Here is a 14,407-nt window from a genome sequence, read left to right as displayed (position 1 = left end):
CTTCCGAACCATGCCCTGACGGCGTGGCCATGGATGAAAGGAACACTGTGATGAACGAGACCTCCCTCAAGGGCGATGCCCAGAATGTCACCGGTTCGCTCAAGGAAGCAGCGGGCAATCTGACCGGCAGCTCGAAGCTGCAGGGCGAAGGCATCGCGGATCAGGTTACCGGCACGGTCAACAAGGCCATCGGCGGCGTCCAGGACGCGATCGCGACCGGCCCGGGCCCGCTCGTCCAGCAGGCGCGCGATTTCGCCCGTGCCAAGCCATGGGCGACCGCAGCGCTCGTCGGCACGATCGGCCTCGCGCTGATCAACACGCTGCGCGGCAAGAAGTAAGTCGAGACGGGTGGAGCGGTTCGCCGGTCCACCCGCTTCACTCGATCAACCGAATTCGATCGCCTCGAACCGGATCGGTTCGCCGATCGCGGCCTCGGCCAGCGTATTCTCCCACATCACCCGGTGACCGCGTACGATCGTGCCGACCGGCTTCCCCGTCACGGTCATCCCGGTGAACGGCGACCAGCCGCAGCGCGACGCGAGCCACTCCTGCTCGATCGTCCAGCGCGCCTTCAGATCGACCACGGTGAAATCGGCGTCGTAGCCGACCGCGATCCGCCCCTTGCCGACAAGTCCGAACACCCGCTGCGGCCCTGCGCTGGTCAGATCGATCACGCGCTGCAACGTCGTGCGCCCCTCCGCGACATGGTTGAGCATCAGCGGCAGCAGCGTCTGCACCCCCGGCATTCCGCTCGGGCTGTCGGGATACGGTTTGCCCTTTTCCTCGAGCGTATGCGGCGCATGGTCCGACCCGAGGATGTCGACGACTCCTTGCTGCAACCAGTGCCACAAGCCGTCGCGGTGCACGCCCGAGCGGATTGGCGGGTTCATCTGCGCGAGCGTGCCCAGCCGCGGATACGCCTCTTCCCCAGCCAGCGTGAGATGCTGCGGAGTCACCTCGCAACTCGCAATGTCCTTGTTCTGCCCGAGCAATTCGAGTTCGGCCGGGGTCGTCACGTGCAACACGTGGATCCGCCGCCGTGCGGCGCGCGCGAGCCCCAGAATCCGGCGGGTCGCCAGCAGCGCGCTCTCGTCGTCGCGCCACACCGGATGCGACGATGCGTCCCCGGGAATCCGCTCCCCCGCGCGCGCATTCATCCGTGCCTCGTCCTCGGCATGGATCGCGACGCGGCGGTGCCCCGATGCCAGCACCTCGGCGAGCCGCGCGTCCTCTGACACGAGCAGGTCGCCGGTCGAGGCACCCATGAAGATCTTGACCCCCGCGGTCCCCGGCAAGCGCTCCAGCTCGGCGAGATCGGCGGCATTATGGTTGGTCGCGCCGACGTAGAAGGCGTGGTCGCACCACATCCGGTGATGCGCGCGCGCAAGCTTGTCGCCGATCGCTTCCGCCGAATCGGTGTTCGGCTTGGTGTTGGGCATCTCGAACACCGCGGTCACCCCGCCAAGCACCGCCGCGCGCGCCCCGCTCTCGAGGTCTTCCTTGTGGACGAGCCCGGGCTCGCGGAAATGGACCTGCGTGTCGATCACGCCCGGCATCACGTCGAGCCCGGTGCAGTCGATCGTCTCGCCCGCCTCGCTTGCCGCAAAGCTGCCGAGCGCGACGATCCGTCCGCCGGTTACCGCCACGTCGGTGCGCGCCGGGCCACTCGGCAAATGCACCGTGCCATTCTTCAGGATCAGATCGTACGCTGCCATCACTGCCTCTTATGCAAAGCCTCACGGCGTCCTATCTCGTCGGGATGACCGAAACCACCCTTCCCGCGTCCACCGGCACGATGCTCGCGGATCGCGCGCTGCTCCGCGTCGCCGGCGACGATCCCCGCGGCTTCCTCCAGGGGCTGATCACGCAGGATGTCGCGACGCTCGACGCCGCCGCGCCACGCTGGGCGGGATTGCTGACGCCGCAGGGCAAGGCGCTGTTCGATTTCCTGCTGTGGGCGGACGATACCGCAATCCTGATCGATTGCGAGGCAAGCGCGGCGGAGGCGCTCGCCAAGCGTCTGTCGATGTACCGGCTACGGCGCGCGATCACGATCGAACCGGTCGCGGGCGCGGTCCATTGGTCGCGCGAGTCGGGCCAGGGTGTCGCGGACCCTCGCCTTGCGGATCTGGGACACCGCTGGCTTGGCGAACCCGCCGAACCGACGGACGGCTGGCACGCGCACCGCCTGTCGCTCGGCGTCACCGAGGGCCAGCAGGAACTCGGCACCGACCAGACCCTGTGGCTCGAGGCGAACGCGCGCGAGCTCAACGGCGTCAGCTTTACCAAGGGCTGCTACACCGGCCAGGAAAACACCGCGCGGATGCATCACCGCGCCAAGGTCAACCGGCGGCTCGTCGTCGCGCCGCTGGCCGAACCCGGCGAGCGGACCCGTGCAACCTATCCGGACCTCGGCCTGATGGTCGAGCTCAGGCGCGTCGAGGCGCTGGGCGATGCACGCGTCCCGGCATGGCTCGCGACGGCGCTCGCCATGCCAGAACCCGTCTGACCCGTCAGCGACCGATCGAGCTGTAGGCGAACCCCGCCTTTTCGACGTCGACAGCGGGATAGACGTTGCGCAGGTCGACCATCACCTTGTCCGCCATGATCGTCCCCAATCGCTTGATGTCGAGCGCGCGGTAGGTATCCCATTCGGTCACGATCACGACGACATCCGCCCCCGTCGCCGCCTCATAGGCATCACGGCAATAGGTGATCGCGGGCATCATCGCCTTTGCGCTCTCCATCCCCTCGGGGTCGTGCGCACGGACCGTCGCGCCCGCATCGAGCAGGCTCTGGACGATCGCCAGGCTCGGCGCGTCGCGCATGTCGTCGGTGTTGGGCTTGAACGTGAGCCCGAGGATCGCGACGGTCTTGCCCTTGGCGTCGCCGCCGAGCGCCTTGATGACCTTGCGCCCCATCGCGCGCTTCCGGTTGTCGTTCACCTGCACGACCGCCTCGACGATCCGGACGGGCGTCTCGTAATCCTCGGCGGTCTTGAGCAGCGCGAGCGTGTCCTTGGGGAAGCACGAGCCGCCATAACCCGGGCCGGCGTGGAGAAACTTCGACCCGATCCGGTTGTCGAGCCCGATCCCGCGCGACACGTCCTGGACGTTCGCTCCGACCGCTTCGCACAGATCGGCGATTTCGTTGATGAACGTGATCTTGGTCGCGAGAAACGCGTTCGCGGCATATTTGATCAGCTCGGACGTCCGCCGCCCGGTGAACAGGATCGGGCTCTCGTTGAGGTAGAGCGGGCGATACACTTCGCGCATCACGCCCTTGGCGCGCTCGTCCTCGGTGCCGATCACGATCCGGTCGGGGCGCTTGAAGTCGCCGATCGCGGCGCCCTCGCGCAGGAACTCGGGGTTGGAGACGACCGCGATCGGGAAATCACCCGCCAGCTCGTGCAGGATCTCCTCGACCTTGTCGCCGGTGCCTACGGGCACGGTCGACTTGGTCACGACCACCACCGGACCGTCGATCGCCTCCGCGATCTCGCGCGTCGCGGCGAAGACATAGGTCAGGTCGGCATGGCCGTCGCCCCGCCGCGATGGGGTGCCGACCGCGATGAACACCGCGTCCGCGCCGCGGACCGCGGCCTGCAGGTCGGTCGTGAAACGCAGCCGGCCTGCCGCGACGTTGGTCGCGACCAGCGTATCGAGCCCAGGCTCAAAGATCGGCATCCGCCCCGCCTCGAGCGCGGCGATCTTGGTTTCGTCCTTGTCGACGCAAATCACTTCATGGCCGAAATCCGAGAAGCATGCCCCGGACACCAGGCCAACATAGCCCGACCCGATCATCGTAATCCGCATCGCGTATCCCCTGAACCCATCGCGCCGGCATGGCGGCTTCCGTGATGCCACCTATTCGCGGACATCGTGCAAACCCTCGTTTAGCCGATGCAAGCATAATTGCCAGCCACCGGGCGATGAAGCGACGTGGTTGGACCGCTCATCTTCGGCAGACAAAGAAAAAGGGAGACCGGCCGTGGCCGATCTCCCCAATTTCCGTGCCCAAAGGCCTCGAGCTTAGTTGCCCGAACCCGGACCGTACGTGACTTCCACGCGACGGTTCTGGACTTCGCGAACGCCATCGGCGGTCTCGACGCGCGGACGGCTCTCACCGAACGCTTCCGAGGTGATCACGCCAGCCGGGATCGAATGCGCGGTCAGGTAAGCCTGGACCGAGTCATCGCGACGCTGCGACAGACCAACGTTGTACGATGCCGCGCCCGAACGGTCGGTGTGACCTGCGAGCATAACACGTGCGTTACCGCAGTTCTGGTACTGGGCGATCGCGTTGTCGAGAATGCCGGCTGCCTCAGGCGTAACGTCCGACTTGTCCCATTCGAAGAACACGATGAACGGACCAGGCGAGCAAACGGGTGCCGGCGGGGGCGGCGGAGCTGCGGGTTCCGGCGGCGGCGGCGGAGCAGCGGGCTCCGGCGGCGGCGGGGGAGCTGCAGGCTCACCGAAGTTGTACGTCAGACCTGCGAGCAGGCTGTGCGTACGGAACTTGCTCTCGAACTGACGACCCGAGATGTCGACCAGCTTGACCTTGTCGGCGGTGAAGAAGCGATACTTCAACGACGCGTCGATGTGGCTGGTGATCGGCGCACGAACGCCGGCCAGACCCTGGTAAGCGAAGACCGTGTCGCTGTCGTTCAGGAACTGCGAGTTCGCAGCGATCTCGTAACGACCCTTGACGCGTGCTGCGCCGACACCGCCGCCAACGAAGCCCTGGATGCCGTCATCGTCACCGAAGTCGAGCAGGCCGTTGACCATGAAGCTGAGCGCCGAGGTACGGCCGGTTGCACCGTTGAAGTTGCCCGGAGCAAAGCTGCCATTGGCAACGCCCGACGGGGTGGTGACCGACGTACGGTACGCATCGACTGCTGCCGACTTGTAGCCGACCTCTGCTTCAACACGGAACATGCCGAGGTCGTAGCCGATCGTGCCATCGACGTCGTAGCCGTAATGGTGATCAACCGTGCCGGCGTTGTTCGCGCCAGCGATATCAAACTTAACGTCTTCCACGATCATGCCGCCACCCTCGACGCCGACGTACCACGAATTATCGCGGGCGAGGGCAGGTGTGGCGAGAGCAGTGGTCGCAAGCGCCATGGCAACGGCTAGCTTCCGCATAAAAAAACCCCTTCTTCTGGTTGTCACTCGGACAGCGCAAACTCCCTACCCAACAGAAGGTTTCCGCGCAAGCGAACAAATCGCCGGATCTGTTGCCGATATGCCACAGAAAGGGCCTCATCGTATCACGTTTCAATCAGGCCATGCTGTTGCAAAGTCGTGATAATATTCGTGATAGCGCGGCGCGCCAGAATGTCGATCACAGTGCCGCCGAACACCGGTGCGATCGCTGGCTGACGCGCCGTGATGACCCGTATCCCGTTGATAAGCACCTGCTGCGCACGGACTGAGCCGACTTCCCAATGCCCCTGAAGATAGCGCGCAACCGTCGTATCGGCGCGGGACCACACAGCCATTCCCTCGATCGCCGCCAGAAACCGCCAGCCGCCGCTCGTCCATGCCGCAAGTGCGTTGTCGCGACCGGTCCACGCGCCAGTCGCGGCAGTCCCGACGACCCAGCACTGCCCGGGCGTGGCAGCGGCGGGGGGCGCCGTCAGGCCAATCGTCTCGACAATTGGTTGCACTGCAACATCAAGCAGCGCCAAGGCCTCGTTGTGCGTCAGCTCTTTCTGCGCCTGGCCCGTCTGCAAAAACGGCAGCGCCAGGCGCGGGGTGGTATCGTCGCTCATCGTGATGCTCCTTCAGGCGGTCCAGGCAGGGATGTGGATCTCGGCGGCGCGTGACTCTCCGTTGGCACCCGTTTGCCGCACCGCAACATTCGTTCCCCCCCGCCGGTCATCGACGGCGAGCACGATGCCGGGTTCGAAAACCACAATGTCGCGTGGGGTATTGCCCCCCGCCCCGAGCGTGACGCGATACGCCTCGCGCTCCTCGGCGATCAGCGCATCGACAGCGTCGACCCAGTGCCATCCCGTACGGCTGCGGCGCACCCAGGTCACCGCCACCGACCCATCGCCGGTCTCGCGCGACCGCAGCAGGACCGGGGACGGCGGCACGACCGACGTCCCGCCGACCAGCACGGCCGCCGTCGCCGGTCCGGCGACGTCGCCCGGGCCCGTCGCAAGGATCTGGACGGTGGTGCCAAGCGCCGATGGCGGCAGGTCGATCGTGCTCGCGGTTTCCGGGGTCAGCAGCACGAAGCGGTCCCCCGGTCGCTGCGTGCCGATCGCTGCTTCGGTTGCCCGCCGCCCCCGCCACAAACGCGAAAGCCGCCAGCGCGTCGCCCCGATCTGGTCCGCGCTCCCAAACTGCAGAAGCTCGTCGCCGACCAGCGCGAGGTTCACCCCGCCCCCCAGCGCGGCGGCATCCGCCCCCGACAGCGCCATTTCGGCATGCGCAAGATCCACCTCGAACCCGTCGCCGCGATCGAGGAGCGCGGCGTTCGCCGCCGCAGGAGGCGTTACCACCCGACCGATCACGCCCGGCAGCGCGGTCGTCCCCGCAGCCTGCCAGCGCGCGCCGCCATCGGTGCTGTACAATAGCGCCGCACGCCGCCAGCCCGGCGCGGTCCCCGCCGCGACGATCGTCAGGCGTGGCGCGGCCAGGAGCGTATCGTCGAACGGCAGCGCTTCGAAGACGCTCAGCAGCGTGGTCCCCACCGCCATATCGGGGGCCGGAAGCACGCGTCCGGGGCTCGCGGTCGCCGCGGCGGTGCGCGCGGCAAGCCGCACGCATTCCAGCGTCGCCACCTCGCGCTCGAACGCCCAGCGCGTGACTCGCCATACGCCGGCCACGTCCTGCATCGTCACGCGCGTCCCCGGCAGGATGCCCAGCGCGGCGCGCCCGAACGTCACGGTCCGTCGTTCCCGGCCCGCCTCCGCCTGCGCCAGCACCTGTTCGGCGACCGTTTTCGCAGGTCCGGCGGCAATCGTCGCGGCGAGTTCGAGCTGGTCGTCGCGCGTGCCGGGGCCGGGTCGGCGTGCACGCTGCATGCCGATCTGGAAATCGCGCGCCGGATCGTAATGCGACATGCTGACCTGCCGCGCGACCGTTTCGAGCGCAGCGATGCTCCGTCCACTCGCCCCCTGCGTGGTGCCCGGGCCGACGGTGTCGCCCTGCGCGACGACCCGCTCGGGAACGCTCCCGCCGCGCAGGATCAAGCCGTCGTCCGACAGTCCAGGTGCCGGCGCGAACCACCCCCCGCTCGCCTGTGCCAGCGGTTCGATCACGCTGCGGACGCTGTCACCGTACGCCGCAAACCCGGTCAGCAGGAGCGTATCGCCTTCGGGCATGACCACGCCGTCCGAGAGTTCCGTCGCGATTCTCCCGACCGTTACCGGTGCCGCGTCCGCGATCACCTCGAAGGTCAACTGGGGAATCCGGTTGCCGTAATCCGCGAGCTGGAAATGCTCGAACACCACATAGGCAAGGCCACGATGCGCCGGAGTCAGCGCGACGCCCTCCGCCGCCGCGAGCAACGGATCCACCGGCTGGTCCTCGCTTCCGTCATGCAGGCGGAAGCCGGTCGCGCTCTTGAACACGCCGTCCGTGCCGCGCAGCAGCTTGCCGTCCGCCCAGATCCGCCCCACCCCGCCGATCCGTCGCGCTGACAGCGCCACCGCGAACGACACCGAATAGCTGTAGGTGGTCGTGCTCGGCTGCCCCTTGCCCCCGCCGCTCTTGCCGGTGCTCTCGATCAGCTCGGTCGACCAGATCACGCAGCCGCCGATCCGCATCGTCCCGAACAGGCGCTGCAGGGGCGTGCCATAGCTCGACGTCTGCACCTGTAACGCGGACAGCCGCGGTCCGTTGCGCCCCTTCGCCGGGAACAACACCGTGTGGTCGATCGCATTGCCGATCACCGCGCCGATCGCGCCGCCGACCGGGCCACCGATCGCCGTCCCGACCGCCGAGAGTATGAGGGTCGCCATCGATCATTCCTCCTGAACACCGGACAGATGCCAGCATCCCAGCATCGGCCACGGCGCCGCCCCCGGCCGTTCGACCACGCGCCGCAGCATCGCATCGGCATGGACGATCCCGCCCGGCACGATCACCGCGAGATGCACCTGCCCGACCCCGCTATCGAACAGCGCGATGCCACCCGGCTGCGCCCCCGCGCCACGGACGAACCCCGCCGCCGCGAACTGCGCACCGATCCGCGCGGCATCGCCCCCGCGCAGCGCATAATCGCCAGGAACCGCGCCCGAATAACCCGCCCCGCGCGCCGCCACCGCCGCCAGCCCGACGCAATCCAGCCCATAGGCCGGGTCGCGTCCATGCAACCGGAACCGCACGCCGATCGCCCCGCGCGCTGTCGCGACCACGGCACGGTCCTCGCGCGTCATGCGCCGGGGTAGCGCGTGAGCAGGTCGATCCCCGGCAGATACGGTTCCCCGCGAAAGTTCACGGCATTGCCAAACCGTGCCGCGCAAGTGGCGATACTCTTGTCGCATCCCTCGATCAGCTCGACCAGATCGCCGACCAGCACCGGCAAGGCCGGCTCGCGTCGCAACGTCACGCGCGCGCCGTCCGACGCCGCGATCGCCCCCTGCAACCCGCTGTTCGCGCCGCCGATCCAGCGTAGCAGGCCACCGCCATACGCATTGCCGGTCGGCTCGAGCGCATCCACCGTAATATCCTGCCCCTCCGCCGCCACCACCCGCACCATCCGCCGCCGCCCCGCCAGCGCGACGCGACACCGCGCGTCGCCGAGGTCCGCGCGACATTCCGCCGACGTCAGCTCGACCACCGGTCGATCGAGCCCGGCGCTCGCCCCGCGCAATTCGGCGGTGAAGCCGTCTTGGCGCGTCTCGACCGCACCGATCGTCCCCGCGCCCAATGGTACCAGGGTCGGATCCGCCCCGCTCCAGTCCGCCGCGAACAGCACGACCCGCGCGCCGTCCCAACGCCCCGCCACCAGATCCGCCGCGGTGATCGCGCTGCTCGTCAGCGCACCCGCGATATCCATCGTGTCGACGTCGAGCCCGTCGCTCCGCCGGATCGCCGACGGCCGCATGCCCGGCGCGGCGCGGTGGACGAGGCCGTCGATCAGCAGATCGCGGTCATGGTCGGTCAATCCGATCGCGATCCCGTCGCATCGCTCGACCCGCCAGCACAGCGCCATCGTCGTCAGCGTGCCCTCGAGGAAACTCACGCCGGGTCCTCGCGCACTTCGATCAGCGACACGCTCGCCGCCGTGCCCGCCAGGAAGGTCGCGCGCGACACGCTCAGCCGGTCTTCGGCGAAACGCACCGGCACGTCGAACTGGAACCCCGCGGTCACCACCACGCCCGCCGCCGGCGCGGTGTCGAGCGTCACCCATCCCCCCGCCTGGACCGAGAACGCGCTCGTCTCAACATTGCCGACCGCGACCCGGACGCTGCCAGCCACCGGCCGCGTGATCCGCCGCAGCGCATCGCCATAGCGCTTGGTCAGCGCGAACCGCACCGTGACTCCGTCCCCTATTCCAATCCGCTGGTCGAGCGGGGTCGGCGTGGCCGCACCCGACGTCGCATCGAACGGATCGCGCAGCCGGAACCCGCGCGCCGGGCCCATCCGCGCGCGGAAAAACCCGAGCAGTACCGCGATATCGGCTTCGGAGCGCACGCCGGGCCCGACATCGTAGCGAGTCCGCGATTCCGCCCAGCTCGCGTTGCGCGATTCAAACCCGCCCCCGCTCGTCACGATCGCGGTCGAGAATTCGGGGCTGACCTCCGCCTCCTGCCCGAGCGCGAGCGGGAACAGCACGTCGTCGAACGCGTCCATATCGTCTTCCCCCTGGTCGACCCCCTGGTCGAACTGCACGAACCCGTCACGCAACACCTGCGGCAGCGCCCAGACGAAGGTCCGCGCAGTCCCCCGCGCGCGTGCCGCCGCCGCTGCCGCGGCGATCTCGCGCCAGTCCGCCGCCTGGTCCGGGCGCAGCACGAAGCCCGCGAAATAGTGCGTTTCGCCCGTCGCATAGCCGAGCCGCGCCTGCATCGCGGCAACCCCGCGCGTGGTCGCCGCGGCATTGCCCGCCACGACGAAATCATAATCCTCGAGCTGGAGCACGTCGAACGCGGGCCGCGCCCAGCCGGGCGGCACGTTCGCGCGCTTCGCCTCGGGCATCGCGCCCGCGAGCACGGTCGGCATATATACCAGCAGATGCGTCTGCACCGCGGGCGCAACGCCCCGCACCGCCGCGACCAGCGCCGCGGTCGACGCCGCCAGCAATACCCCCGCGGCATCGAGCAATGCGCGCTCCGCCGGCAACGTCACATTCGCAAGGGTCGCGATCTGCACCGGCGCACCACCGAGCGCGGCCTTCGCCGCCGCATCGTACAGGCACGGGCGACCATCCGGCATGACCCACCACCACGGCTCGCCGACCTGGAACTTGGGGGCCAGCCCGGCGTCCAGCGCGATCTGGACGAACGCCCCCGCCACCGCGCGGAGATACGCCATCGCCCCGGCATGCGCGGGCGACAACAGGGTCGATGGCGGCGACCATCCGGTCAGCGCGGGCGATCCGTCCCATGCGCGCTGCTTCCAGTCGCCCCAGCAATAAGCGTCGAACAGTTCGTAACTGAGCGACCAGATCACGTCATAACCGAGCGCCCTGGCCCTGGCCGCGAAATCCCGGTGCCACGCCGCCGCCGCGACGTTGAGCACCCCGCCCGACAGGCTGGCATAATAGCCGCCGCCATTCGCCTCGAGCCGCATGTAATGGCTCATCCCGACATAATGGACGATGCTCCCGCGATACCCGAGCAGCAGCGCGTTGCGGAGCAACCGCGCGGGCGTCAGATTGTAACTGTCGTCATAGCCGCTCGCGATCCCGAGGCCGTGCTCGGGGACGATCGCATCGCCGATCGCGAGCATCGCGCCCGACCCGTCGCAGCGGACATCGCTCAACGCGACCCACGCCTCGACCGGGGCCGCCAGGGCACCGCCGCCTGCGACATAGCCTGGCGGGACGAGCGAGACGAACATCCGGTCGACATCCCCCGCCCACACCGGGTCCGCCTCCCCCGGCAGCACGAACCCGCCATCGAGCGCCACGAAGTCGAGCGTGACGGTCGCGTCGTCCGGCGACCCTTCCGCATAATTCCATAGCCGCACATACCACGCCCGCGCCACGCCGCTCGCGTCGCGCCCCTCGATCGTCAGCACCGGTCCGTTGATCGCGTCGAGCGCGATGACGCCGGACGACTGCCACCGGAACGACAGCTGGCACCCGCGAAAATCGCGCGCGGTCGCGTAGCGCAGCAGTGGATGATCGTGCGTGTCCTCCGCCTCCCAGATCAGCCCCGCCAGATCGCCGCGCGTATGGAACACCGCATCGACGCGCAGCGCATCGGGCGCGGTGGTCGTCACCGCCGCCATCATCGGGCGCGGGAAATTGACGGTCCAGAAGCGCGGATCGAACCGCGCGATCACGCCGCGCTCCTGCACCGTCCGTTCGGTCGCGAGCCAATAGGCCATTGTGGTCCTCCCTGGGCCTCTCCGTGCGCTTCGAGCGAGGAGGCCGGTCATCCGCAAATTCGCTTGAGCACCGTCACCCTGAACGCGTTTCAGGGTCCACCGCGCCGCAAATCCGGTCCGAGCCCGTTACGCGGTGGATGCTGAAACGAGTTCAGCATGACGGCAGTGAATGGTGGGCGGTGCTCCTAAACACCCCCCCTCACTCCGCGCTCAACGCTGCCTTAACCGCGCGCGCGACCTGTCGGCTCGACGCAGCCAGCGTTTGCGGCGCATCGCTTCCGCCCTGCACGGTGATCGACACGCGAACATCGCGCGCCCCGCCCCCGCCACCCGCCGCAACGATGCTCCCGCTCGCGGTCGGCACGAACAGTTCCGGCCCACGCTCGCCGACCCAATAGGGTCGCGTCGGCGAGACCGGCCCACCCGTGGCACGCCCCGGCGCCCCGCCGAACAGACTGCCGAGAGCAGACAGCAGCCCAACCGGATCGGTGCCACCCCCCCCACTGCAGCCGCAGCCCGCCGGATTGGTTCGCGGCAGTAGCGACGTTCCGGCACTTCCCCCGCCGAACACCGCGTTCAGCCCGCTGCGCAGCGCCGCTGCGGCGATGTCGTCGAGCACTGACAGCGCCACCTTGCGCAGATCCTCGAACCCGAGCGACCCCGACCGCACCGCCTTGACCAGCGCTGTCTCGATCCCGCGACCGGCGCGCTCCGCCCCGCTCACCAGCGACCCGTCGAGCGACGCGCGCATCGCCTCCACGTCGCGCGAAAACCCCGCGGTATCCGCGCGCACGCCCACCACCAGCCGTTCGATTTCATCCGCCATCGGGAAACGCCTCCTGCATCCGCGCGATCGTCGCCGCATCGGGCGGCACGACCGCATCGCCCCCACCCGTCAACACCGCCACCACCGCGCCCAGTTCGGCCGGAGTAGCGTGCCAGAACACCTCCGGCCCCCACCCCAGCACCGCCCCCGCCAGCCCGGCGAGCCGCACGCTCGCCTCGGCGAACCGCTCCATCACCGCCCGGCCAGGATCTGCCCGAGCAGCACGCGCAACACCGGAGTCGCCGCCGCCAGCCCCGCGCGCACGACGCTGTCCCCCAGCCGCTCGCGCGTGATCGCCTCGGGCGGATCGACGCGGCAATGCCAGAACAGCGCGACCATCTCGCTGAGCGCGAGCGACCCCGCCGCCGCGCGTTCCACCAGCGCGAACAGCGGCCCGAGTTCGCGCTCCGCCGCGCACAAAGCGGTGAAGCTCGGGCGTAACACCAGCCGCTCGCCCGCGACGCGGAGTTCCGCCTCGCCGCGCTCCGGGTTGGCGCTCATGCCGCCACCACCGCGCCCGAACTTTCCAGGCTGATCGTGTAGCTCCGCTCCCCGTTGTAATCCCCGGCATAATCGAGCCGTGCGACGAGGAACTTGCCGCTCAGCGTATCCCCGCCCTCGAAGCTCAGCCGATAATCGTCGAGCACCCCCGACAGCGCGCTCGCCTTGATCCGCAGCTCCGCCGCCGACCCGACGAACACCCCCGCCGCCGAAACGGAGACGCTGCGCACCCCCGCCCCCGACAGCAGGTCACGCCACCCGCCCGAATCCTTCGACGTTACCGCGACCAAAGCGCCGTTGATGCTGAGCTGTGTCGTGCGCAGCCCCGCGACCGTCTGATAGACGAGCGGCGACGCCCCATTCCCCACCTTCAGCAAGAAGGCACTGCCCCGTTCCACGCTCATAAAGCCTCCATCATGCGAATCCGGTAATCCATGCTCGCGCTCCACTGGCCGGGGCTGGTGCCCCAGCTCCGGCTGCGCACGAGCAGCACGCTTGCGACCCGCCAGCCGGTCAGGTCGCGCGGCACGGTTTCGATCGCCGCGCCGACGCTTGCCGTGAGCGTAGCCAGCCGCACCGCCGTCTCGCCGGCGTCGCGCAGCGTCACCAGCACGCGCAACTCGCGCCCGGCACGATCCTTCGCCCCCCAGTCGACCGCGATCGTCTCGCCCAGCTCGGCAAAGGGCGGCGTCGCGCGCACCGGGGGACCGAAATACACGCCGTTCAAGCCCGATACCGCGCGCAGTTTCGCCAGCACCGCCGCCTGCAGCACGCTCTCCGCGCTCATCGCAGCACGCTCCCGATCCAGCGAAGCCGCGGGTCGTCGGGCGTGATCCGCCCGGTCAGCACGACGTCGTCGCCGACCACATCCACCGCCACGTCCGGAAGCGTTTCACGCATGGTGGCGGCAACCCGCCCCCGCACGCGCGCCGCCGCTGCCTCGCCGATCGCGCGCGCGCGTTCCTCCAGCGTGTCCATCATGGATGCTCTCCCGCAAGAAGCGCGATCCGCCGGAACGGCCGCCACAGCGCGGTCACCGCGAGCGGCGGCGGCGTGTCCTGCGCACGCGCGTCGAACAGATGCGCGGCGAGCAGCACGACGCCTTGCCGGATCGGCCCCGGCACCCCCGCCCAGTCGCTCGCCATCCCGCTGTCGAACACGACGACGCGGATGCCGCTCCCGCCATCGCTCACGCGGACCCAGCCTTCGCCGTGCGCATCGATGTCGATCGCATAGGCCGTCGTCGCCAGCGCAACCCCCGCGGTCGTCTCGACCCGCGTGATCGCGCGGACCGGTGCCGCGCCGATCCGCTGCCACCCGCCCGTCGCCGTAAAACTCTCGCGCATCGTCCGGATGAGCGTCACCCGCCCCAGGAACCGCTCGGCCAGCCCCAGAGCGGTCTCGACGAACGCGGCGATCAAATCGTCCTCGTCCGCGCTCGCCACGCGCAGCACCGCCTTGACCGCCGCCACCGCCAGCGCACGATCCCCCGTGCCGAGCGTCACCACGCCCGGTCCATTACCCTCGATCATGTCGATCCCTCCGCCAGACAATCGCGGCGGCC

General features: G+C 69.1%; 17 protein-coding genes. 2 read left to right on the top strand and 15 right to left on the bottom strand.

The window, feature by feature from the left end:
* Positions 1-50: 50 nt before the first annotated feature.
* Entirely contained in the window at positions 51-338 is a 288-nt protein-coding gene (locus tag RI03_RS01970) for a CsbD family protein (RefSeq protein ID WP_010161234.1), read from the top strand.
* A 45-nt stretch (positions 339-383) separates the two neighbouring features.
* Here RI03_RS01970 and RI03_RS01965 read toward each other — a convergent pair whose 3' ends face one another.
* Positions 384-1,715 carry a dihydroorotase gene (locus RI03_RS01965; protein ID WP_010214807.1) on the bottom strand — a complete coding sequence of 444 codons (1,332 nt, stop codon included), beginning with the start codon at positions 1,713-1,715 and terminating at the stop codon, positions 384-386.
* A gap of 11 nt (positions 1,716-1,726) precedes the next feature.
* On the opposite strand from RI03_RS01965, the gene ygfZ reads away from it, so the two are divergent.
* A complete protein-coding gene (gene ygfZ, locus RI03_RS01960; protein ID WP_010214806.1) occupies positions 1,727-2,509 on the top strand; it encodes a CAF17-like 4Fe-4S cluster assembly/insertion protein YgfZ in 783 nt (260 codons plus the stop codon).
* A gap of 4 nt (positions 2,510-2,513) precedes the next feature.
* Here the strand turns inward: ygfZ and RI03_RS01955 are convergent, their stop codons facing one another.
* The 14 genes from RI03_RS01955 to RI03_RS01890 form a co-directional block, all read right to left on the bottom strand.
* Complete coding sequence (locus RI03_RS01955) at positions 2,514-3,815, bottom strand: UDP-glucose dehydrogenase family protein (RefSeq protein WP_010214805.1); 1,302 nt, start codon at positions 3,813-3,815, stop codon at positions 2,514-2,516.
* A gap of 216 nt (positions 3,816-4,031) precedes the next feature.
* Positions 4,032-5,147 carry an OmpA family protein gene (locus tag RI03_RS01950; protein WP_026046370.1) on the bottom strand — a complete coding sequence of 372 codons (1,116 nt, stop codon included), beginning with the start codon at positions 5,145-5,147 and terminating at the stop codon, positions 4,032-4,034.
* A 125-nt stretch (positions 5,148-5,272) separates the two neighbouring features.
* Positions 5,273-5,776 carry a DUF2793 domain-containing protein gene (locus RI03_RS01945; RefSeq protein WP_010214803.1) on the bottom strand — a complete coding sequence of 168 codons (504 nt, stop codon included), beginning with the start codon at positions 5,774-5,776 and terminating at the stop codon, positions 5,273-5,275.
* A gap of 12 nt (positions 5,777-5,788) precedes the next feature.
* The gene (locus RI03_RS01940; protein ID WP_010214801.1) at positions 5,789-7,978 is read right to left on the bottom strand and encodes a phage tail protein; all 2,190 of its coding nucleotides are present in this window, start codon (positions 7,976-7,978) and stop codon (positions 5,789-5,791) included.
* A gap of 3 nt (positions 7,979-7,981) precedes the next feature.
* Positions 7,982-8,395, bottom strand: coding sequence for a hypothetical protein (locus RI03_RS01935; RefSeq protein WP_010214799.1), 414 nt, complete (start codon positions 8,393-8,395; stop codon positions 7,982-7,984).
* Positions 8,392-9,204 carry a DUF2163 domain-containing protein gene (locus tag RI03_RS01930; protein ID WP_010214798.1) on the bottom strand — a complete coding sequence of 271 codons (813 nt, stop codon included), beginning with the start codon at positions 9,202-9,204 and terminating at the stop codon, positions 8,392-8,394. The genes RI03_RS01935 and RI03_RS01930 overlap by 4 nt, the downstream gene beginning before the upstream one ends.
* Positions 9,201-11,516 (bottom strand): DUF2460 domain-containing protein, encoded by a 2,316-nt coding sequence (locus RI03_RS01925; RefSeq protein ID WP_010214797.1) that lies wholly within the window; start codon positions 11,514-11,516, stop codon positions 9,201-9,203. Before RI03_RS01925 ends, RI03_RS01930 begins: the two co-directional genes overlap by 4 nt.
* 199 nt (positions 11,517-11,715) lie before the next feature.
* Positions 11,716-12,342: a hypothetical protein gene (locus RI03_RS01920; RefSeq protein WP_010214795.1), complete on the bottom strand. Its 627-nt coding sequence runs from the start codon at positions 12,340-12,342 to the stop codon at positions 11,716-11,718.
* Entirely contained in the window at positions 12,332-12,535 is a 204-nt protein-coding gene (locus tag RI03_RS01915) for a phage tail assembly chaperone (RefSeq protein ID WP_010214794.1), read from the bottom strand. The genes RI03_RS01920 and RI03_RS01915 overlap by 11 nt, the downstream gene beginning before the upstream one ends.
* Positions 12,535-12,843 (bottom strand): gene transfer agent family protein, encoded by a 309-nt coding sequence (locus tag RI03_RS01910; RefSeq protein ID WP_010214792.1) that lies wholly within the window; start codon positions 12,841-12,843, stop codon positions 12,535-12,537. Before RI03_RS01910 ends, RI03_RS01915 begins: the two co-directional genes overlap by 1 nt.
* Positions 12,840-13,247, bottom strand: a complete 408-nt coding sequence (locus RI03_RS01905; protein WP_010214789.1) for a phage tail tube protein — start codon at positions 13,245-13,247, stop codon at positions 12,840-12,842. Before RI03_RS01905 ends, RI03_RS01910 begins: the two co-directional genes overlap by 4 nt.
* Positions 13,244-13,630 (bottom strand): tail completion protein gp17, encoded by a 387-nt coding sequence (locus RI03_RS01900; RefSeq protein WP_010214788.1) that lies wholly within the window; start codon positions 13,628-13,630, stop codon positions 13,244-13,246. The genes RI03_RS01905 and RI03_RS01900 overlap by 4 nt, the downstream gene beginning before the upstream one ends.
* Entirely contained in the window at positions 13,627-13,824 is a 198-nt protein-coding gene (locus tag RI03_RS01895; RefSeq protein ID WP_010214786.1) for a hypothetical protein, read from the bottom strand. The genes RI03_RS01900 and RI03_RS01895 overlap by 4 nt, the downstream gene beginning before the upstream one ends.
* Entirely contained in the window at positions 13,821-14,375 is a 555-nt protein-coding gene (locus RI03_RS01890; RefSeq protein WP_051007220.1) for a head-tail connector protein, read from the bottom strand. The genes RI03_RS01895 and RI03_RS01890 overlap by 4 nt, the downstream gene beginning before the upstream one ends.
* Positions 14,376-14,407: the final 32 nt, after the last annotated feature.

Source organism: Sphingomonas sp. PAMC 26621 (genome assembly GCF_000251145.1).
GTDB lineage: Bacteria > Pseudomonadota > Alphaproteobacteria > Sphingomonadales > Sphingomonadaceae > Sphingomonas.
The sequence above is the reverse complement of the archived record's forward strand: the minus strand, read 5'-3'. Positions and strand labels throughout refer to the sequence as shown.